Genomic DNA, 19261 nt, shown 5'->3' with positions numbered 1-19261 from the left:
AGCGTGTGCTCAGACCCCGGCCTCAGGCGGCGAGGCGGTTGCGGCCCTTGCGACGGCGGCTGGACAGGATGGCGCGGCCGGCGCGGGTGCGCATGCGCAGCCGGAAGCCGTGGGTCTTGTGCCGGCGCCGGTTGTTCGGCTGGAACGTGCGCTTGCTCAACGTATTCACTCCACTCGAGGGGCTGGGTACAACAGTCCGGTCACCGGGTCGGGTCGAGCGTGACATCGAACGCCAGTTGTGGGTCAACTGGCACCGCTCGCCCATGAATTGACCCGAAGGAAGAACTGTCATGGACATGCGGCACCGGTCGACGCCGGTGCAGACCTGCCAACGGTACGTGGTGCGCGCTGACAGGGTCAATTCGGCCGCGAAGAGGGCAGCGTGGCACGCCGCCTGCGTGTCTTCACACGACACGCCGCAACCTGGGGACAACTGGTCCGGAACCTGTGGACAACTGGTTGCTCCACAGGTGCCGGAGTATTAGCGTCCATGCTCCGAGTAGCCCCCACATCGCGCGCGATTTCTCCTTCCGGGGACGGCGCATCACACGGTTCGTCGGCAACGTGACCTGAGGGACTGGCCGGGTGGGTGGCACGGGAGCCAGGACGGGAGTCGGGCGTGGGAACCCCATGTGGGACATCCTTCGACATTGCACAACCTGTGGACAAAGGTGTGGAGCAGTCGGGGTAACGTCCCCAGGCCAGCAACAAGGCAGCAACCGAGAACAGGGAGCGCGACGGGGCGTGGACGCACAGGGCACAGGTTCGACGTCAGGATTCGGCACGAGCTCGGGCGGCGAAAGCCCCCAGGCAAACCAGCTGGAAGTGCTCTGGCCGGGCATCGTCGACAACCTGCCACCCAACCAGCGGGTCTGGCTGGCGCACAGCAAGCCGTTGATGCTCGCGGAGAACACCGCGGTGGTGGCGGTGCCCAACGAGTTCACCCGCAACCAGCTCGAGGGCCGGCTGCGTACCCGGATCGAGGACACGCTCAGCGATCGGCTCGGCAAGCCGGTCCGGCTCGCGGTCAGCGTCGACGAGACCCTCGAGCCCGCAGAGCCGGATCCCCAGTCGCCCCGGGCCCACACCGCACCGCAGTCGCCGTACGACACCCCCGGCATCCCGCACCAGCACGAACAGGTGTCCGCGGATCCCCACCAGCAACCCACGCACGAGGCCCCCAGAGGACACAGTCACTCCTCGACAAGTCGCCAAGGTGACATGTCGACAAAGATGGTCTCTGCCTCCCTGGCGACCGGCATCCCGGACAGCCCGCTGAACCCGCGCTACTCCTTCGAGACCTTCGTGATCGGCTCCTCCAACCGGTTCGCCCACGCCGCAGCCGTCGCGGTCGCCGAGGCCCCGGGCAAGGCCTACAACCCGCTGCTGGTGTACGGCGACTCCGGACTCGGCAAGACCCACCTGCTGCACGCGATCGGCCACTACGTCCGCAACCTCTGGACCGGTGCCAAGATCCGTTACGTCTCATCCGAGGCGTTCACCAACGACGTGATCAACGCGATCAAGGACGCCAACACCGCCGCGCTCCAGCGCCGCTACCGCGACGTCGACGTGCTCCTGGTCGACGACATCCAGTTCCTCGAGGGCAAGCAGCAGACGCAGGAGGAGTTCTTCCACACCTTCAACACGCTGCACAACGCCAACAAGCAGATCGTGATCAGCTCCGACCGGCCCCCCAAGCGACTCACCCAGCTCGAGGACCGGCTGCGCAACCGGTTCGAGTGGGGTCTCCTGACCGACGTACAGCCGCCCGACCTGGAGACCCGCATCGCGATCCTGCGCAAGAAGGCGGCCGCCGACCGCCTCTCGGCACCGGCCGACGTCCTGGAGTTCATCGCCTCGCGCATCCAGACCAACATCCGCGAGCTCGAGGGTGCGCTGATCCGGGTCACCGCCTTCGCCAGCATCAACCAGCAAGAGGTCGACATGACGCTGGCCGAGATCGTGCTGAAGGACCTGATCCCCGAGGGCGGCGAGCCCGAGGTGACGGCCGGCCTGATCATCGCCCAGACGGCGTCCTACTTCGGCTTCTCGATCGAGGACCTGTGCGGACCGAGCCGCACCCGAGCCCTGGTCACCGCCCGTCAGATCGCGATGTACCTGTGCCGTGAGCTGACCGAGCTCTCGCTGCCGAAGATCGGCCAGCAGTTCGGTGGCCGCGACCACACCACGGTGATGAACGCCGACCGCCGGATCCGCAAGGACCTCGCCGAGCGCCGCAACGTCTTCCACCAGGTCACCGAGCTCACCACCCGGATCAAGCAGCAGGCGAAACAGTCCTGAATGACATCGGTGCAAGATGTGGTTCCACCGGCCAATTCCGGTGGACCCACCGCGGGACTAGTTGTGGACAGTCCGCGCCCGCCCCGCACAGGGAGCGTCGCGAACCACAGGAACGTGTCATTCCACGCCGCGCCGTCCACAGTCGGCCCGGCACAACTTCCGGCACCTGACCTGCGGGTTCGAGGGTTGTCCACAGAATCCACCGCCCCTACTACTACGACGAAATTCCAATTGATTCCTCGTCGTGCAACAACCGGTGCGTTCCACTCTGTGTGGAGAACCTCCCGCGTGGCAGGATGCTCACCCCGGCTCACTCAGCGACCGGACAGCAACTCGCACAGCGACACCGTGCCCCGCAGCCGCAGTACCGAGATGGAGAGGAACCATCCGTGAAGTTCCGCGTCGAACGTGACGTCCTCGCCGACGCCGTCGCCTGGACGGCCCGCGCGCTCCCGATCCGACCCAGCGCACCCGTGCTCGCCGGCCTGCTCATCGAGGCAGGGACCCTCGGTGACGAGGGCGCCGGTGACCAGGGCGAGGGACTGCGGCTGTCCACCTTCGACTACGAGACCTCGGCCCGGGCCACGCTCAACGCCGACATCACCGAGGAGGGGCGGGCGTTGGTCTCGGGTCGGCTGCTCGCCGACATCTGCCGCAGCCTGCCCAACAAGCCGGTCGACTTCACCATCGACGGACCCAAGGTGACGCTGACCTGCGGCTCGGCGCGGTTCAGCCTCCAGACGATGCCGGTCGAGGACTACCCGACCCTCCCGCAGATGCCGGAGACCCGCGGCACCGTCGGCAGCGCGGTCTTCGCCCACGCCGTCGCCCAGGCCGTCACCGCAGCCGGGCGCGACGACATGCTGCCGGTGCTCACCGGTGTCCGGGTCGAGCTCGACGGCGACTCGATCGCGATGCTCGCCACGGACCGGTTCCGGCTCTCCCAGCGCGAGCTGACCTGGTCGCCGTCGGCGCCCGACATCGACGCGGCCGCGCTGGTCCCGGCCAAGGTGCTGGCCGACACCGCCAAGGCCCTGGTCGGCGGCAGCGAGATCGCGATCGCCCTGTCCAACCCCGGTGCGGGTGGCCAGGGCGAGGGCATCATCGGCTTCGAGGGGTCGGCCGGCGGCGGCATCCGTCGTACGACGACCCGGCTGCTCGACGGCGACTTCCCCAAGGTGCGCTCGCTGTTCCCCAGCGAGCACCTCACCGTGGCCCGAGTCGACAAGTCAGCCCTGGTCGACTCGGTCAAGCGCGTCGCCCTGGTCGCCGAGCGCAACACCGCGGTCCAGCTCGCCTTCTCCGACGGTGTGCTCACCCTCGACGCCGGCTCGGGGGAGGAGGCCATGGCCAGCGAGTCGCTGGAGGCCGCCATCACCGGTGAGGACATCACGACCGGCTTCAACCCGGCCTACCTCCTCGACGGGTTGACCGCCATCGAGTCGCCGTTCGTGGAGCTCGCCTTCACCCAGTCCTCCAAACCCGTCGTACTCTCGGGTGTGGACTCACTCGAGGGCGACGCGGACAGCGCCTTCCGCTACCTGCTGATGCCGCGCCGCCTGCTTTCCTGACCCCGTCCCAGCACAGGAGCGTTCATGGACATCGGACTCGTCGGCCTCGGGAAGATGGGCGGCAACATGCGCACCCGCCTGCGCAACGCCGGCCACACCGTCGTGGGCTACGACCGCAACCCCGACCTCGCCGACGTGGGCTCGCTGGCCGAGATGGTCGAGAAGCTGCCCAGCCCCAAGGTGGTCTGGGTGATGGTCCCGGCGGGCGATCCGACCAAGGCGACGGTCCAGGAGCTCGGCGAGCTGCTGGCTGAGGGCGACCTGGTGGTCGACGGCGGCAACTCGCGATGGACCGACGACCAGGCCAATGCCGAGCACCTCGGCACCAAGGGCGTCGGCTTCGTCGACTGCGGTGTCTCCGGCGGGGTCTGGGGCCTGAAGAACGGCTATGCGCTGATGTACGGCGGGTCCGACGAGGACGTCGCCAAGGTGCTGCCGGCCTTCGAGGCGCTCAAGCCCGAGGGCGACTCCGGCATGGTCCACGCCGGCAAGACCCCGGGCGCGGGTCACTTCGCCAAGATGGTCCACAACGGCATCGAGTACGCCATGATGCAGGCCTACGCCGAGGGCTGGGAGCTGCTCGAGAAGGTCGACCTGGTCGACAACGTCACCGAGGTCTTCGACTCCTGGCGCGAGGGCACCGTCATCCGGTCGTGGCTGCTCGACCTGCTCGTCGCGGCGCTCAAGGAGGACGACGACCTCCACGAGATCCGCGGCTACGCCGAGGACTCCGGGGAGGGTCGGTGGACCGTCGAGGCGGCGATCGACAACGCCGTACCCATGCACGTCATCGCGGCCTCGCTGTTCGCCCGCTTCACCTCCCGCCAGGACGACAGCCCGGCCATGAAGGCAGTGGCGGCGATGCGCAAGGGCTTCGGCGGCCACGCCACCACCGGTGCCGCTCCGGCCGGCACCCCGCCGACGACCGAAGACGTCGACTCGCCGGCCGACAAGTAGGGCGCTTGTACGTCGCCCACCTCTCCCTGCACGACTTCCGCTCCTATCCGGCCCTGGAGGTCGACCTCGAGCCGGGCGTGACCTCCTTCGTCGGGCGCAACGGGCACGGCAAGACCAACATCGTCGAGGCGATCGACTACCTCTCGCGGCTCAGCTCCCACCGGGTCGCCGGTGACCTGCCGCTGGTGCGCAAGGGGGCGACCCAGGCCGTGGTGCGCGCCGCCGTGGTGCGCGACGACCGGCGGGCCGTGCTCGAGGTGGAGATCAACCCCGGCAAGTCCAACCGGGCCCGGGTCAACCGGGGCCAGCTGCCGCGTGCCCGCGAGCTGATCGGGCTGGTGCGCACCGTTGTGTTCGCCCCCGACGACCTCGCCCTGGTCAAGGGCGACCCGACCGAGCGCCGCCACTTTGCCGACGACCTGCTGGTGCTGCACCAGGGAGCCCGCTACGCCGGCACCCGCTCCGACTACGACCGGGTGCTCAAGCAGCGCACCTCGCTGCTCAAGACTGCCCGGGTGCGCGGCTCCTCGGCCGAGGCCGCACTGTCGACCCTCGAGGTGTGGGACGAGCGGCTGGCCCGACTCGGGGCCGAGATCATGGCCGCGCGCAGCACGCTGGTCGACGACCTCAACCCGCTGCTGGGCAAGGCCTACGAGGCAGTGGCCCGCGGAGCGACCCGGGACGACGCCACCCTCGCCTACAAGCCCAGTTTCGAGGTCGACGGCGACCTGCCGCTCGAGGAGGCGATGCTGGCCGAGATCCAGCGCCGTCGCCCCGACGAGCTCGACCGTGGCATCTCCCTGGTCGGTCCCCACCGCGACGACATCGTCTGCTCGCTGGGGGAGCTGCCGGTGAAGGGCTACGCCAGCCACGGGGAGTCGTGGTCCTTCGCGCTGGCGATGCGGCTGGCGTCGTACGAGCTGCTGCGCTCGACCGGCGACGACCCGGTGCTGATCCTCGACGACGTCTTCGCCGAGCTGGACACCGGACGGCGGGCCCAGCTCGCCGAACTGGTGGCCGGCGCCGAGCAGGTGCTCGTGACGGCCGCCGTGTCCGAGGACATCCCCGAGGGGCTGCGCGGCCGCCGCTTCGACGTCGCCGACGGCGTGGTGAGCGCGGTTGAGTGAGCCCACGGACGACGACCAGGTGCCGCCCCAGCCTGATGAGCGGCCCGAGCCGGAGGAGGAGCACCAGCCGACCGGCCTGGAGCTGGCCCGCTCGATCGCGCGCGGGCTGGCCGGCAAGACGGGCCAGCGCACCACCCGGCCCGGGACCCGGTGGCACAAGCGCCGTGACACCGTCAGCAGCAGCGCCCACCCCGACGACCGCGATCCGCAGACCCTGGACACCGCCCTCGGCCGGTTCGTGGGGGAGCAGGGGTGGGAGACCGAGCTGCGGGTGCACGGCGTCTTCTCCCGGTGGGATGCCATCGTCGGGCGCGAGGTCGCCCAGCACGCCACTCCCGAGTCGTACGCCGACGGCCGGCTCGTCGTACGCACCGACTCGACCGCGTGGGCGACCCAGATGAAGCTGCTCGCCCCCGACGTCGTACGCCGGCTCAACGAGGTGCTCGGTGACGAGACCGTCCGGGTCATCGACGTGGCCGGACCACGTGCTCCGTCATGGACCAAGGGACGTCTGCGGGTCAAGGGCCGCGGGCCTCGCGACACCTACGGCTGAGGCCCTGAACGGCTTCGCGGCGGTATGGGGACTCGGTCGACCCCCCGAAACGGGCTGTTCGGGCCGGTTCTGGGCCTCTGAGAGGCATTTTTGGCGCCGCATCCCCCCAAATCCTGGGCGGCACACGTGATTGTGGGCCGCTGACGGGTAGACTGAGCCTTGGTCGCCGACCCACCCTGAGGCGGCCATTGTGTTGCCCCACCACTCGTTCTCGCCTCCGGGCGAGGGCGCACAGCAGAAGAGGAACTTCGTGGCCGACGAGACCACCGACGCAGCCCCCCAGCCCGTCACCGAATCTCACCCACAGCCAGAGACAGCGGAGCTCCCTCCCACTCCCGACGCCTCTCCGGAGGTGGCCCCGGTCAGCATCTCGGAGGGCCACGCCGTGGCGGCCGGCTCCTACGACGCCAGCGCCATCCAGGTCCTCGAGGGCCTCGAGGCTGTCCGCAAGCGCCCGGGCATGTACATCGGCTCCACCGGTGAGCGCGGCCTGCACCACCTGGTGTGGGAGGTCGTGGACAACTCGGTGGACGAGTCGCTGGCCGGCTACTGCGACCGGATCGTGCTGACCCTGCAGGCCGACGGCGGCGTCCGGGTCGAGGACAACGGTCGCGGCATCCCCACCGACGTACACCCGACCGAGGGCATCCCGGCCGTGACCATGGCGCTGACCCTGCTGCACGCGGGCGGCAAGTTCGGTGGCGGTGGCTACAAGGTCTCCGGCGGTCTGCACGGCGTCGGCATCTCGGTGGTCAACGCCCTCTCCAGCCGGGTGATCGTCGAGGTCAAGAACCGTGGGCACCTGTGGCGCCAGACCTTCTCGGTCGGCGTACCCGATGGCGAGCTCGAGCAGGTACGCGAGATGGAGGAGGGCGAGAGCACCGGCACCACGATCATCTTCTACGCCTCCGACGACATCTTCGAGACCACCCACTACAACCTCGAGACCGTCACCAACCGCATCCGCGAGTACGCCTTCCTCAACAAGGGCCTCGAGATCGTCGTACGCGACGAGCGACCGCCGGAGTCGACCGACGTCACCGGCGACGCGATGCAGGAGGACGCCGCCGAGGCCACGCCGGCGGCCGAGGTCGAGGAGCCCGCTCGGGAGAACGGCGTCTTCGAGCGGCGCTTCAAGTACGACCGCGGCCTGGTCGACTACGTCGACTACCTCAACCGCCGCAAGGACAAGGCCAACCCGACGATCATCAACTTCGAGGCCGAGACCCCCGAGTCGGCCGCGGACCACATGAGCCTCGAGCTGGCGATGCAGTGGAACACCTCGTTCACCGAGTCGGTGCACACCTTCGCCAACACCATCAACACCCACGAGGGCGGCACCCACGAAGAGGGTTTCCGCGCCTCGCTGACCTCTCTGATCAACCACTGGGGCGAGGAGTGGGGCCTGATCAAGAAGCGCGAGGACCGCGTCTCCGGTGACGACATCCGCGAGGGCCTGACCGCGATCATCTCGATCAAGCTGGCCAACCCCCAGTTCGAGGGCCAGACCAAGACCAAGCTCGGCAACACCGAGGCCAAGGGATTCGTGCAGCGCCTGGTCAACGACCAGCTCGGCGACTGGCTGGAGAAGAACCCCGCCGAGGGCAAGGACATCGTCCGCAAGGCCCAGGCCGCGGCGTCGGCCCGCATCGCCGCCCGCAAGGCGCGCGACCTGGCCCGCTCCCGCAAGGGACTGCTGGGTGGCGGTGGGCTGCCGGGCAAGCTGAGCGACTGCCAGTCGACCAACCCCGAGGAGTGCGAGGTCTTCATCGTCGAGGGTGACTCGGCCGGTGGCTCGGCCCGCCAGGGCCGCGACCCGCGGATCCAGGCGATCCTGCCGATCCGCGGCAAGATCCTCAACGTCGAGAAGGCTCGCATCGACAAGGTGCTGGCCAACGCCGAGGTGCAGGCCATCATCTCCGCCCTCGGCACGGGCGTGCACGAAGAGTTCGCCATGGAGAAGCTGCGCTACCACAAGATCGTGCTGATGGCCGACGCCGACGTCGACGGCCACCACATCAACACGCTGCTGCTGACGCTGCTGTTCCGCTTCATGAAGCCGCTCATCGAGAACGGCTACGTCTACATGGCCCAGCCGCCGCTCTACCGGCTGCGCTGGAACAAGCCGGCGGAGCACGAGTTCGTCTACTCCGACGCCGAGCGTGACCTGCTCATGCGCGACGGCCTGGCGCAGGGCAAGAAGCTGCCCAAGGAGAACCCCGTCCAGCGCTACAAGGGGCTCGGTGAGATGAACGCCGAGGAGCTGTGGGAGACCACGATGGACCCCAGCCAGCGCCTGATGCTGCAGGTCAGCATCGAGGACGCCGCCCAGGCAGACGAGATGTTCTCCGTGCTGATGGGCGAGGACGTCGAGCAGCGCCGTTCCTTCATCCAGCGCAACGCCAAAGACGTCAGGTTCCTGGACATCTAGTGGTTTCGGGACGGGTCTGGCGGCCCTCCTCAACCACCGAGCCGAACACACGAAAGTGATTGTGAATGTCTGAGACACCCCCCGAGGGCCCCACCGGACCGGAGGACAACCCGCGCGTCCGCGTGGTGGAGCTGCGTGACGAGATGCAGCAGTCCTACATCGACTATGCGATGGCGGTCATCGTCGGTCGGGCGCTGCCCGACGTACGCGACGGTCTCAAGCCGGTGCACCGGCGCGTGCTCTATGCGATGTACGACGGGGGCTACCGTCCCGACCGCGGCTTCTCCAAGTGCTCCCGTGTCGTCGGTGACGTCATGGGTCAGTACCACCCCCACGGCGACTCGGCGATCTACGACACCTTGGTGCGGCTCGCGCAGCCTTGGGTGATGCGTGCGCCGCTCATCCACGGGCAGGGCAACTTCGGCTCGCCGGGCAACGACGCGGCCGCCGCGATGCGGTACACCGAGTGCCGGATGGCGCCGCTCGCGCTCGAGATGGTCCGCGACATCGAGCAGGAGACCGTCGACTTCCAGCCCAACTACGACGGCCGCTCGCAGGAGCCGGTCGTGCTCCCCTCGCGCTACCCCAACCTCCTGGTCAACGGTTCGGCCGGCATCGCCGTCGGCATGGCCACCAGCATCCCGCCGCACAACCTGCGCGAGGTCGCCGAGGGTGCCCGGTGGGCGCTCGAGCACCCCGACGCGTCGCGCGAGGAGCTCCAGGACGCGCTGGTCGAGCGGATCAAGGGCCCAGACTTCCCCAACGGCGCGCTGATCGTGGGCCACCAGGGCATCGAGCAGGCCTATCGCACCGGTCGTGGCTCGATCACCCAGCGCGCGGTGATCGAGATCGACGAGGACAACAGGGGCCGCACCTGCCTGTCCATCACCGAGCTGCCCTACATGGTCAACCCAGACAACCTGGCGCTGAAGATCGCCGAGCTGGCCGACGCCGGCAAGGTGCAGGGCATCGCCGACGTGCGCGACGACTCCTCGGGCCGCACCGGCCAGCGCCTGGTCGTCGTGCTCAAGCGCGACGCCGTCGCCCGGGTGGTGCTGAACAACCTGCTCAAGCACACCGAGCTGCAGACCAACTTCAGCGCCAACATGCTGGCCCTGGTCGACGGGGTGCCGCGCACGCTCACGATCGACCAGTTCATCAGCAACTGGGTCACCCACCAGATCGAGGTCATCCAGCGTCGTACCCGCTTCCGTCTGCGGGAGGCCGAGGAGCGCGCTCACATCCTGCGCGGCCTGGTCAAGGCGCTCGACATGCTCGACGAGGTCATCGCGCTGATCCGTCGGTCCCCTGAGGTCGATGACGCCCGTCAGGGCCTGATCGCCCTGCTCGAGATCGACGAGCTCCAGGCCAACGCCATCCTCGACATGCAGCTGCGCCGACTGGCCGCTCTCGAGCGTCAGAAGATCATCGACAACCTCGCCGAGATCGAGGTGCTGATCGCCGACCTCGAGGACATCCTGGCCAACGAGTCGCGCCAGCGGCAGATCGTCGGCGAGGAGCTGGCCGCGATCGTGGAGAAGTACGGCGACGAGCGTCGTACCCAGATCATCGCCGCCGACGGTGACCTCTCCATGGAGGACCTCATCCCCGACGAGGACCTCGTCGTGACGATCACCCGTGGTGGCTACGCCAAGCGCACCCTGGCCAGCAACTACCGGACCCAGCGACGCGGCGGCAAGGGCGTGCGCGGCGCGGCCCTGCGCGGCGACGACGTCGTCGAGCACTTCATGGCCACCACCAACCACCACTGGCTGCTGTTCTTCACCACGGCCGGTCGGGTCTACCGCACCAAGGCCTACAACCTGCCCGAGGCGTCGCGCGACGCCAAGGGCGGCCACGTCGCCGGATTGCTGTCCTTCCAGCCTGACGAGCAGATCGCGCAGGTGCTGGCGATCCGCGACTACGAGCAGGCTCCCCACCTCGTGCTCGCCACCCGCGCCGGGCTGGTCAAGAAGACCAACCTCGCGGACTACAACAGCCCGCGTCAGGCCGGCGTCATCGCGATCAACTTCCGCGAGGATGACGACGAGCTGATCGGTGCCGAGCTGGTCAACGCCGACGACGACATCCTGCTCGTCTCCCGCAAGGGACAGGCGATCCGGTTCACGGCCGACGACGACCAGCTGCGGCCGATGGGCCGCGCCACCAGCGGCGTGCGCGGGATGAAGTTCCGTGACGGTGACTCGCTGCTTTCGATGTCGGTCATCCGGGCCGAGCAGGTCGCGGCCGAGGAGGCCGTCGAGGGCGACGTCGAGGACTCGCCGGAGGTGGTCGAGCAGTACGTCTTCACCATCACCGACGGCGGGTTCGCCAAGCGCACCCGCATCAACGACTACCGCACCCAGTCGCGCGGTGGCCTGGGCATCAAGGCGATGTCGCTGGCCAACGAGGACCGTGGCGTGCTGGTGGGGGCGTTCATCGTGGTCGAGGGCGACGAGATCCTCTCCATCACCTCCGGCGGCCAGGTCGTCCGGAGCCCGATCGACGAGAACTTCCGGCCGACCGGGCGCTCGACGATGGGTGTGCGGTTCGTGACGCCCAAGGGCAACGACAGCGTCGCCGTCGTGGCACGCAGCGTGGAGCAGGACGCCGCCGTGGAGGAGGCCGTCGAAGAGGCGATCGAGGAGGCCGAGGCGACGGATTCCTCAGACTCGAGTGCAACAATCGGCACCGAGGAAGCCAGCCCCGACGAGCCGGCTTCCGAGCAGCCGGCGCCTGAGGAGGGCTGATGCCCGAGAGCTCCAACGATGGCCCGATCGCGCCCCGTCGTACGTTGGGTGGACCGATCCTGCCGCCGCCGCCGCCCGAGATGGTCGAGGAGGCGGAGCAGGCCAAGGAGACCGAGGCGAAGAAGCAGGCCCTCGAGGAGGCCCAGCGGGTCAGTCGCGAGGAGCGGCTGGCCGCCCGGGACGCCGAGAAGGCCCGCAAGTCCGAGGAGCGCGCCCAGGAGAAGGCGCGGCAGCAGGCCGCCAAGCAGGAGCAGAAGGCAGCGAAGGCCCGTCCGGCCAAGCCCGCCAAGGCAGCACCCGCCTCGGCTCCCGCGCCGTCGCCCTCGTCGGCGGCGAGCGCCCGGTCCGCACCCCGTCGGAGCCGCCGCGCGCAGCTGCGGCTCGTCCAGGTCGACGCCTGGTCGGTGATGAAGACCGCGTTCCTGCTCTCCATCGCGCTCGGCATCGTGCTGGTCGTCGCCGTCGCCATCATCTGGGGCGTCCTCGGCGCCGCCGGCGTGTGGGACTCCATCAACTCGATCGTCCAGCAGGCCGTGGGCAACGACAGCGGCACGCCGTTCGACATCCAGGAGTACGCCGGCACCTCCCGCGTGCTCGGCTTCACGATGATCGTGGCCGTCATCGACGTCATCCTGATCACCGCGATCTCGACGCTCGGTGCGTTCCTCTACAACCTCGCTGCCGCCCTGCTTGGCGGCATCGAGGTCACCCTGGCCGAGGACAACTGAGCCCACCACGAACCGTTTTGTGGGCGCGCCTCCGCATCGGGTAGCCTTCCCTGTCGGTCCACCCAGGACCCACCCGGGCCTATAGCTCAGACGGTTAGAGCGCTTCCCTGATAAGGAAGAGGTCAGAGGTTCAAGTCCTCTTAGGCCCACCAAAGCATTCAAGTTTGAAACACGGACCACTGAAGTCCGTCTTATTAGTTCTCTGTCGATGTCCAGCAGGCCGCTCGGCCGCTCGACACGCAGGTATGACCTGCCGTTGCGTCCCTTCTGGGTAACTGTCGTGTGTCCTCCACTGACCGACGTGGCTGCCGCTGTGGCGGCAGTGACTCCGAATAGCTCGGCGTAGGGCCGCGAAAGGTCCGCTCCGACAATCTCCTGGTCGCGGATCCAGATGGCCTCAAACAACTCCTGCAACAACATGCGCCGAATGGAGTCTGGGGCCATCTCGTAGAAGGTGGCAGGGTCCTTCAGGAGGCTGATCACCGACTCGGTGCCGACCTCCAGTTGATGGAGCGTTGCCGAGTGACGCTGGATGATTGCCTCAGCCTCAGACAGGGCGCGACTTATCTGCTGCTGCTCGGCCTTGAGTTCGTCAATCCCGATCGCATCGGCGAAGTAGGCGTCCTTCGCCTTCTGCCGTCGACGCTTCAGTTGATCCAACCGCAGCCGTTGTGATTGAAGCTCATGCAGCGAGTCCTCGGCGCCAGCCTCGTGCCACTCTCTGACTGCTTGTCGGGCCAGGGCGGCATCTGTCTCGTCGAGTCTGAGCGTGGCCAAGTGACGCGCCAACCCGTCTTCGACCCACTCAAGCCGGATCAGTCCCTGGCTGCAGCTCTTGATGTCCTCTTGACGTCCGAGGCAGTAGACGTACGGGTACTGCTGGTCATTCCTGCCCCGGGCGTACATGATTCCCATTCGCCGTCCACAGCGAGCGCAGTGCAGCACGGCCTTCAGCGGGTGGTCGTGCTTTCGCGGCTTGTCGCCGCCGCGCCGCCGACTGCGAAGCAGGTCCTGCACCGCCTCGAACGTCGACCGGTCAACCAGCGGCTCGTGGCGCCCGTCGTACTCCACGCCTTGGAAAGTCACAAAGCCGACGTAGAAGCGGTTCGTGAGCACCCGTTGCAGCGCCGACTTGTGGATCGGTCGGGCTGGGAAGCGGGCTGTCGGGCGCAGCGTAAAACCGCGGTCCGTCAACGCCGTACACAGGCCGTCGAGACTGACGACCCCCTTCGCGAACTCGTGGAAAGCCCAGCGGACATGGTCGGCCCGCTCAGGATCGAGCACCACGACCCCGATGTTCTTACCGTCGGTCTGGTCGCGGCGGTTCAGATAGCCGACCGGTGCCTTGCCCGGCATGCCGCCGAGTTCGGCCTTCTTCTTCATGCCCTTCTTGGCCTCAAGCCCGAGGTTGCCGGAGTAGAACTCGGCGACTGATGCCATGATGCCGTGCAGCAGCTTGCCGCTTGGCGTCTCGTCGATATTCTCCGTGGCAGAGATCAGCGCGGCGCCGGCGTTCTTGATTGCCAACACAATCTGGACGTCGTCGGCTCGGTTGCGGGCTAGGCGGTCGAGCTTGTGGACGATCACTAGGTCGACATCCCGGTCGCGGGCGATGCGCCGGAGCATGTCCTGCAACCTAGGGCGGTCGGCGCTGCGGGCTGATTTGCCGCGATCGACGTACTCGTCGACGACGTCCGCGCCCAGGCGCTCAGCGGCTCGCCGGCAAGCCTCACCTTGGGCCTGAAGGGAGTAGCCGTCGTCCCCGTAGTCGGTGTTCGCCTGTTCGAGCGTTGAGACGCGCAGGTAGATGACAGCCCGGAGGCGGACATCCGAGTCGGAGTCGCGATTCAGTTGGATGACGTCGCCCATGTCTTGTCCTTATGCCGCCAGATCGCGTGGGGTTGACGTCGTGCGGAAGTAGCTGGCCACGCTGCGGTCTGGTTCGCTTTCGGTGAAGCCCAGGTCGTGAAGTCGCTTGTCCATGGCCTGGCGACTGACCTTGAAGAGTCCAGCCAGGGCTTCGGGATCCTGCAGGCCACGCGTCCAGGCCCGGCGCATCCACATCTTCGGCATTAGGTAGCAAGCAGCGAAGTAGTCGGCGATGAGCTCGCGCTGGTCGTCGTTCAGTGTGCTGTAGGTGACGCTGTCACGGTTGGCGTCGAGGGCGTGCTTGAACTCGTGGGCCAAGGTGAAACGGCGGCGGGCCGGCGGGTTGCCCTTGTTGATGCCGATCAGCCACTTGCCGTCTCTCCAGGACGTCATGCCAGACAGTCCGTCCATTCGCCACTTAGGCACCAAGACGACCTGCATCTTGCTTAGTTCAGTCAGCCAGGTTAGGTCGGTAGCAGGGCTTTGCTGCCCGAGCAGTTCGAGGAGTCGGGTCGCTTGATGCTCGGCGATCGTCTTGTGCTCCCAGAACGCCAACGGGCGCAGCGGCATCATGTGCCGCAGCCGTCCGATGACGTCGTCATGGGGTTTGCGCCCCTTTGGTAGATGTGCGTCAGTCATGGCTCCTCCTTTCATGGCTTGATGACTCGTTGTTCGTGGACTTCTTGGTGGCGCCGTACTTGCGCGCGATGCGGGCGACGGCCCGTTCGGCCTCGGCCACGGCTTCGGGCGGCAGGTCGTACTCGGCGCGCAGCATGGCTGGCAAGCTCGGGGCGTCGTGGGGGTACTCGACGCCAGCCAGCGTCATGAGGTCGAGGGTCGGGATTTCCAAGGCCCGGGACAGCGCGCCGAGGTGCTTGGCCCGAGGCACCCACTCGTCACGCTCCCAGCGCAGGACCATCGACTTGTCGACGCCCACCAGGACACCCAACTGCTGCATGGACAGTTCCTGGCGCTGACGTTCTGCGCGGATGAGACCACCGAGCGTGGCCGGCTCGTCGGTGTTGGCTTCGTTAGTAGGCATAGTGCTGAGTTCCTGCTTAGTGCTACTCACTATGCGCCTCCTGTTGACTTTCCTCAACGGTAGTTTTCACAACAGGCGCTGCGTCGAAGACCCAGACCCGATCGTCAACCTCTAGCACCAGCAGCTCCTCACGGAGGCTGGCGGCGACACGCTCCGGGTCGATGCCGACATAGGGCCGCAGCCGGTCGGGAACGTGCGTCAGCTGTTCGTCGAGTTCGGTTTCCAGGATGAAGTCCCGGACGAAGGAATCCATGCTTGCCCAACTGCCGACGAGACTGCGGCGGTAGAGCTCCGGATCGCGGATGACCGCCAGGTGGCCGATCGCTTCGGCGAAGGCTCCAAACGCCGGGCCGAAACGACGCACGCCGTCGCCGTAGTTCCAGCGGGCGGCAGCGCGCTCCTCGGCTGGTGGTTGATCTGTTCTCTGTTCCATGGGGATGTCTCCTGCTTACGTTTCGTGATACGTGTCGCGCTCCTAGGGCGGTGGTCGGGCCTGCTCGCCGGGAATGAGCTCGACGGCCCGGGCGAAGGTGCTGACCGTGATGAAGCCCTCCGGCGCCGCCAGGGCAGTAACGATGTCCCGTAGCTGTTCGACGCGCCGATCAACGGGCGCCGTGACGAGCACCTGGGGCAGCACGCCTGCCGGTCCAGGACTGCCCTGCTGAAACAGCGCCAGGTAGCGGCTGAGCTTGCGGCGGATGGTCGGCAGACTCTCGGTGGCTCGGTCGACCTCCAGCCACCAGTGGCGTTCCCAGCCAGCGGCCTCGATGGCCAAATAGGCGTCCGGCTTGATCGTGAGGTTGCCGGCCGAGAACCAGCTGGCCGGTTCGGCGTCGTAGCCGATCAGGTGGAGCGTGGCGGCCCACTCGGCTTCCCGAGCGCGGACGTAGAACTCAGCGACGTCGAGGGTGTGCTCGATGAACATCCAGCCGATGGCCCACGGCCGGCGCACGCGGGCCATATCGGTGCCGATCGATTCGGGATCCCATAACGGACGCTCGCGGTGGGCGCGGGCATCCAGGGTGTAGATAAGGCCGGCCGAACCGGCATGCACTCCGCCGACGCGACGCGGCAATGTGGTGACCAGCCCGGCGCGGCCCAGCCGGCCGAGACTGCGACGGCGGGCGCTGCCACGGGCGTTGCCGGTGGTAAGGCCGGAGAAGTGCAGCCGCTCCAACTGCGCTCCGGTTAGCAAGCGCACGCGGGCGAGATCACGCAGGATGGCGCGGTCTCGAGGTGAGAGGTCGTCCGGCTGTAGGGCGCGCACTACGAACGCTCCTGTTCGACGACAGGAGTCCATGGCGAGAAGACCCCCAAACGCGCAGGCCACCGGGCATCCGTGCTCGACGTGATCGCAACAGCGGACGCAACGCCGGTCGTAACAGCGGTGCCCACATCCAGGTGACTCAAGACGACCCCCGCGCTGGCCGACGACCGACGGGACGGTCGTGGCCACCCGGCGCCCGACCGCGGGCGTGGAGAGCGGCCTCGACGTCGCGCCGACTGACGCCGTAAGCGTTGCGGCTGATGGCCTTCAGGCGGTCGCCGACGGCCGCATCTGTGGTCGGCATCGGCCGGGTCCGGCCAGTGATCGGGCGGCTGGTGTGCCCGTCGATGGAGAGGCGCATGGCCACCTCGTAGGCCGGCAGGCTGCGCAGGTCGGTCTCGTCGAGCGTCGGGCTGAACGAGCGCGCCAACACGCGGGCATCGTCGGCCTCGACCTGAAAGACGATCTGACTGCGGACCGTGGCCAGCAGTGCCCGTCGGACGTCTTGCGGCAGCTGCGCCAGGTGCTGGGTGGCGAGCGTCAGTCCGGTCGCAAAGCCCCGGGCCTCGGCCATGACGTCGCTGAGGTCCAGCGGCAACCGAACGACTTCACTCGCTTCGTCGATGTAGAGCCAGAACGGCCGCCGGGCGTCCTTCGCGACCCGGACGCGGCCGAGGACGGCCTGCCAGATGGAGGCCAACATGAGTGAGGACAGCAGCGCCGCCGTCTCCGAGCCGATGAGGCCGCGCGACAGGGGCAGCAGCAGGATCTTGCCCTCGGCGATGATCCGGGTCAGGTCGAGCCCCTGGCTCTGTCCGAGGATCAGACGCAGCGAAGTGCGCTGCGTCAGGGCACTCAACTTGTTCATGACCGGCCCGACGACCTGCACCCGTTCGGCGGGCTTCAGCCGGTCGAACCAGTCCCAGAACTCCCGGACGGACTCCGGCAACGCCGGGTTAGCGGTCAGCCAGCGCCGGAAGGCGTCGTCGGACAGCAGCTTGGGCAACTCGCACAGCGTGAAGGCCGAGCCATCGTTGGCCGAGGCCGCGGACAACGTCAGCAGCGCCGAACGGAGCACGGCGTCAGTGCGCGGGCCCCAGAAGCCGGCCCAGACCTCGCGGAAGACGTGGAGTACGTGGTCGACCGCCAACTCACGCGCCTGTTCGCCGCCGCTGGTCTGCAGCGGGTTGAAGCCGACCGGACGGTTCAGGTCGGCTGGGTTGAGCACCACGACCTTGTCCTGGTGGCGGGGTGGGATGAGGTCGAGCAGGTCGCGGGCCATGTCGGCCTTGGGATCAATGAGCGCCAGGCCGTTCCCGGCTTCGATGTCCTGCAGCGCCATGTTCACCATGAGCGTCGACTTGCCGGTGCCGGTAGGGCCGAGAAGGCTGACGTGCATCAGGCGGTCGCGCTCGGCGAGGCGGATCGGCCGGGACTGGCCGGGATACGTGGCGTCGGCGAGCACCGTGCCCTTGACGGGAAGGTTCACCGGCGGGGGTACCTGGCGGGTGATGCTCATCGGCTGCCCGGCGAGCGGCTCGTCGCCGACCGGCCAGGGCATGAGGCCGGCCAGTTCGGCGGCGTTGAGCCGTAGCGGCCAGGAAAGCGATGGGACCCAGCGGTGCGCCACCTGCCACTGCGTGACGGTGGCCGACCAGTAGTCGCGCACCAGGCGGCTGCCCGGGACGCTCGTCAGCCGTACCCCGCCCCAAGCGCGGCCGAAGAGCGAACGGGCCCGCGACCGCGTCGGTGCCTCGACCACCAGCCGGGCGGTGGCGTTGAGCAGCGGTTGGCGCTGCTTGAGACGAGCGGCGCGGAGGCCGTCGGCATCGGCGGGAGCCTGCTCCTCGAGCCACCACGGTAGCCCGGTGGCTGTGGAGTCTCCCGTGCGGACCGGGGGTGGCGTGCCGGAACCGCTGATGATCCATTGCCAGGCGATCGACTCGCCGTTGCGCAGTGGCTGCAACGCGGCCGCGAGCGTCCGACTGCTGAGGTCGGCGCGCTCGATAGCCAGTTGGCGATGCCGACCCGCGAGCCGCAGACCAGCGGCGAGTCGTACACCGGCCATAGTCAGCCCACGGGCCTCGTCCGGTTCGACGCGCACCGCCGGGAGGCTCGCAGCGAGACTCGAGAGCACCGCACCGCGCAGTGGTCGGGGTACCAGCAGCTGGTACTCAACCCCCATCGCCGTGCCACGCACCTCGATGACCACTGGCGGCGATGGCAGTAGGACGCCCCGCGGTGCGTGCGTCAGCGCGGCGATCGACGCCAGCCAGCCGGCGATCTGCTCGCTGGTCAGTCCGGTTGGTAGCCGCAGCCGGAAACCGACGAGTTGACGCCGCCAGGCAGCGCCCTCCCACTGCCGGAACCCGACGAGCACGGCAGTGACCACCGCCCCGGCCATGGTGGTCAGGATGAGCAGCAGCATCAGGCGGAGGTCTCCTCATCGCCCGCATCGATCTCTTCGGCGCGCTGCTGGTCAAGCTGGTGCAACACCATGGCCGCCACCAAGCGGGCCAGCCCGTCTTCGCTCACCGGACGCCGCGTGCTGGTGATGATCAACCGGCGTTCCGGCCGTACTCGTTTCGTCATGCCTCCCTCCTTCCGCGGCGTTGACTTTCCTCAACGCCCCTACTTGTTCTTATGCCGAAGTCATCGCGGC

16 protein-coding genes, 1 tRNA gene and 1 pseudogene are annotated in these 19261 nt (G+C 68.0%); 10 read left to right on the top strand and 8 right to left on the bottom strand.

What is annotated here, in order from left to right:
- Positions 1-22: 22 nt before the first annotated feature.
- Positions 23-160 carry a 50S ribosomal protein L34 gene (rpmH, locus tag H976_RS0112085; RefSeq protein ID WP_027861752.1) on the bottom strand — a complete coding sequence of 46 codons (138 nt, stop codon included), beginning with the start codon at positions 158-160 and terminating at the stop codon, positions 23-25.
- Positions 161-744: 584 nt separating this feature from the next.
- Between rpmH and dnaA the strand changes: the two genes are divergently transcribed.
- The 10 genes from dnaA (at position 745) to H976_RS29985 (ending at position 13096) form a co-directional block, all read left to right on the top strand.
- The gene (dnaA, locus tag H976_RS25985) at positions 745-2304 is read left to right on the top strand and encodes a chromosomal replication initiator protein DnaA (protein WP_051276732.1); all 1560 of its coding nucleotides are present in this window, start codon (positions 745-747) and stop codon (positions 2302-2304) included.
- Positions 2305-2693: 389 nt separating this feature from the next.
- A complete protein-coding gene (gene dnaN, locus H976_RS0112075) occupies positions 2694-3875 on the top strand; it encodes a DNA polymerase III subunit beta (RefSeq protein WP_027861751.1) in 1182 nt (393 codons plus the stop codon).
- Positions 3876-3899: 24 nt separating this feature from the next.
- Positions 3900-4832: a phosphogluconate dehydrogenase (NAD(+)-dependent, decarboxylating) gene (gene gnd, locus H976_RS25980; protein WP_051276731.1), complete on the top strand. Its 933-nt coding sequence runs from the start codon at positions 3900-3902 to the stop codon at positions 4830-4832.
- 5 nt (positions 4833-4837) lie between these two features.
- A complete protein-coding gene (gene recF / locus H976_RS0112065; protein WP_027861750.1) occupies positions 4838-5959 on the top strand; it encodes a DNA replication/repair protein RecF in 1122 nt (373 codons plus the stop codon).
- Positions 5952-6512: a DUF721 domain-containing protein gene (locus tag H976_RS0112060; protein ID WP_027861749.1), complete on the top strand. Its 561-nt coding sequence runs from the start codon at positions 5952-5954 to the stop codon at positions 6510-6512. Before recF ends, H976_RS0112060 begins: the two co-directional genes overlap by 8 nt.
- Before the next feature lie 250 nt (positions 6513-6762).
- Positions 6763-8943: a DNA topoisomerase (ATP-hydrolyzing) subunit B gene (gene gyrB / locus H976_RS0112055; protein WP_369759026.1), complete on the top strand. Its 2181-nt coding sequence runs from the start codon at positions 6763-6765 to the stop codon at positions 8941-8943.
- Between the two features lie 65 nt (positions 8944-9008).
- Positions 9009-11693, top strand: coding sequence for a DNA gyrase subunit A (gene gyrA / locus H976_RS0112050; protein WP_027861747.1), 2685 nt, complete (start codon positions 9009-9011; stop codon positions 11691-11693).
- Positions 11693-12421 (top strand): DUF3566 domain-containing protein, encoded by a 729-nt coding sequence (locus H976_RS28805; protein WP_051276729.1) that lies wholly within the window; start codon positions 11693-11695, stop codon positions 12419-12421. Before gyrA ends, H976_RS28805 begins: the two co-directional genes overlap by 1 nt.
- A 75-nt stretch (positions 12422-12496) precedes the next feature.
- Positions 12497-12573: transfer RNA gene (locus tag H976_RS0112040), tRNA-Ile, on the top strand.
- A gap of 370 nt (positions 12574-12943) precedes the next feature.
- Positions 12944-13096: a hypothetical protein gene (locus H976_RS29985; protein WP_155918196.1), complete on the top strand. Its 153-nt coding sequence runs from the start codon at positions 12944-12946 to the stop codon at positions 13094-13096.
- 174 nt (positions 13097-13270) lie between these two features.
- On the opposite strand, the pseudogene H976_RS31130 reads toward H976_RS29985, so the two are convergent.
- The 7 genes and pseudogenes from H976_RS31130 to H976_RS29975 form a co-directional block, all read right to left on the bottom strand.
- Positions 13271-14290, bottom strand: a pseudogene (locus tag H976_RS31130) (recombinase family protein); the annotation flags it as partial.
- Between the two features lie 9 nt (positions 14291-14299).
- The gene (locus H976_RS28800) at positions 14300-14929 is read right to left on the bottom strand and encodes an ImmA/IrrE family metallo-endopeptidase (RefSeq protein ID WP_196804047.1); all 630 of its coding nucleotides are present in this window, start codon (positions 14927-14929) and stop codon (positions 14300-14302) included.
- Complete coding sequence (locus tag H976_RS0112020) at positions 14922-15362, bottom strand: helix-turn-helix domain-containing protein (RefSeq protein WP_027861745.1); 441 nt, start codon at positions 15360-15362, stop codon at positions 14922-14924. Before H976_RS0112020 ends, H976_RS28800 begins: the two co-directional genes overlap by 8 nt.
- The gene (locus H976_RS0112015) at positions 15355-15765 is read right to left on the bottom strand and encodes a hypothetical protein (RefSeq protein WP_155918194.1); all 411 of its coding nucleotides are present in this window, start codon (positions 15763-15765) and stop codon (positions 15355-15357) included. Before H976_RS0112015 ends, H976_RS0112020 begins: the two co-directional genes overlap by 8 nt.
- Before the next feature lie 42 nt (positions 15766-15807).
- A complete protein-coding gene (locus H976_RS29500; RefSeq protein WP_196804046.1) occupies positions 15808-16599 on the bottom strand; it encodes a replication-relaxation family protein in 792 nt (263 codons plus the stop codon).
- A gap of 139 nt (positions 16600-16738) precedes the next feature.
- Positions 16739-19027 (bottom strand): type IV secretion system DNA-binding domain-containing protein, encoded by a 2289-nt coding sequence (locus H976_RS0112005; protein WP_027861743.1) that lies wholly within the window; start codon positions 19025-19027, stop codon positions 16739-16741.
- Positions 19027-19191, bottom strand: coding sequence for a hypothetical protein (locus H976_RS29975; protein WP_155918190.1), 165 nt, complete (start codon positions 19189-19191; stop codon positions 19027-19029). Before H976_RS29975 ends, H976_RS0112005 begins: the two co-directional genes overlap by 1 nt.
- Positions 19192-19261: the final 70 nt, after the last annotated feature.

Source organism: Marmoricola sp. URHB0036, from assembly GCF_000426045.1.
Lineage (GTDB): Bacteria > Actinomycetota > Actinomycetes > Propionibacteriales > Nocardioidaceae > Marmoricola.
The sequence above is the reverse complement of the archived record's forward strand: the minus strand, read 5'-3'. Positions and strand labels throughout refer to the sequence as shown.

Coding starts and splice junctions, on each gene's coding strand:
- H976_RS29975 (WP_155918190.1), bottom strand. CDS start 19,191: ATGACGAAACGAGTACGGCCGGAACGCCGGTTGATCATCACCAGCACG.
- H976_RS0112005 (WP_027861743.1), bottom strand. CDS start 19,027: ATGCTGCTGCTCATCCTGACCACCATGGCCGGGGCGGTGGTCACTGCC.
- H976_RS28800 (WP_196804047.1), bottom strand. CDS start 14,929: ATGACTGACGCACATCTACCAAAGGGGCGCAAACCCCATGACGACGTC.
- H976_RS0112015 (WP_155918194.1), bottom strand. CDS start 15,765: ATGGAACAGAGAACAGATCAACCACCAGCCGAGGAGCGCGCTGCCGCC.
- H976_RS28805 (WP_051276729.1), top strand. CDS start 11,693: ATGCCCGAGAGCTCCAACGATGGCCCGATCGCGCCCCGTCGTACGTTG.
- gnd (WP_051276731.1), top strand. CDS start 3,900: ATGGACATCGGACTCGTCGGCCTCGGGAAGATGGGCGGCAACATGCGC.
- gyrA (WP_027861747.1), top strand. CDS start 9,009: ATGTCTGAGACACCCCCCGAGGGCCCCACCGGACCGGAGGACAACCCG.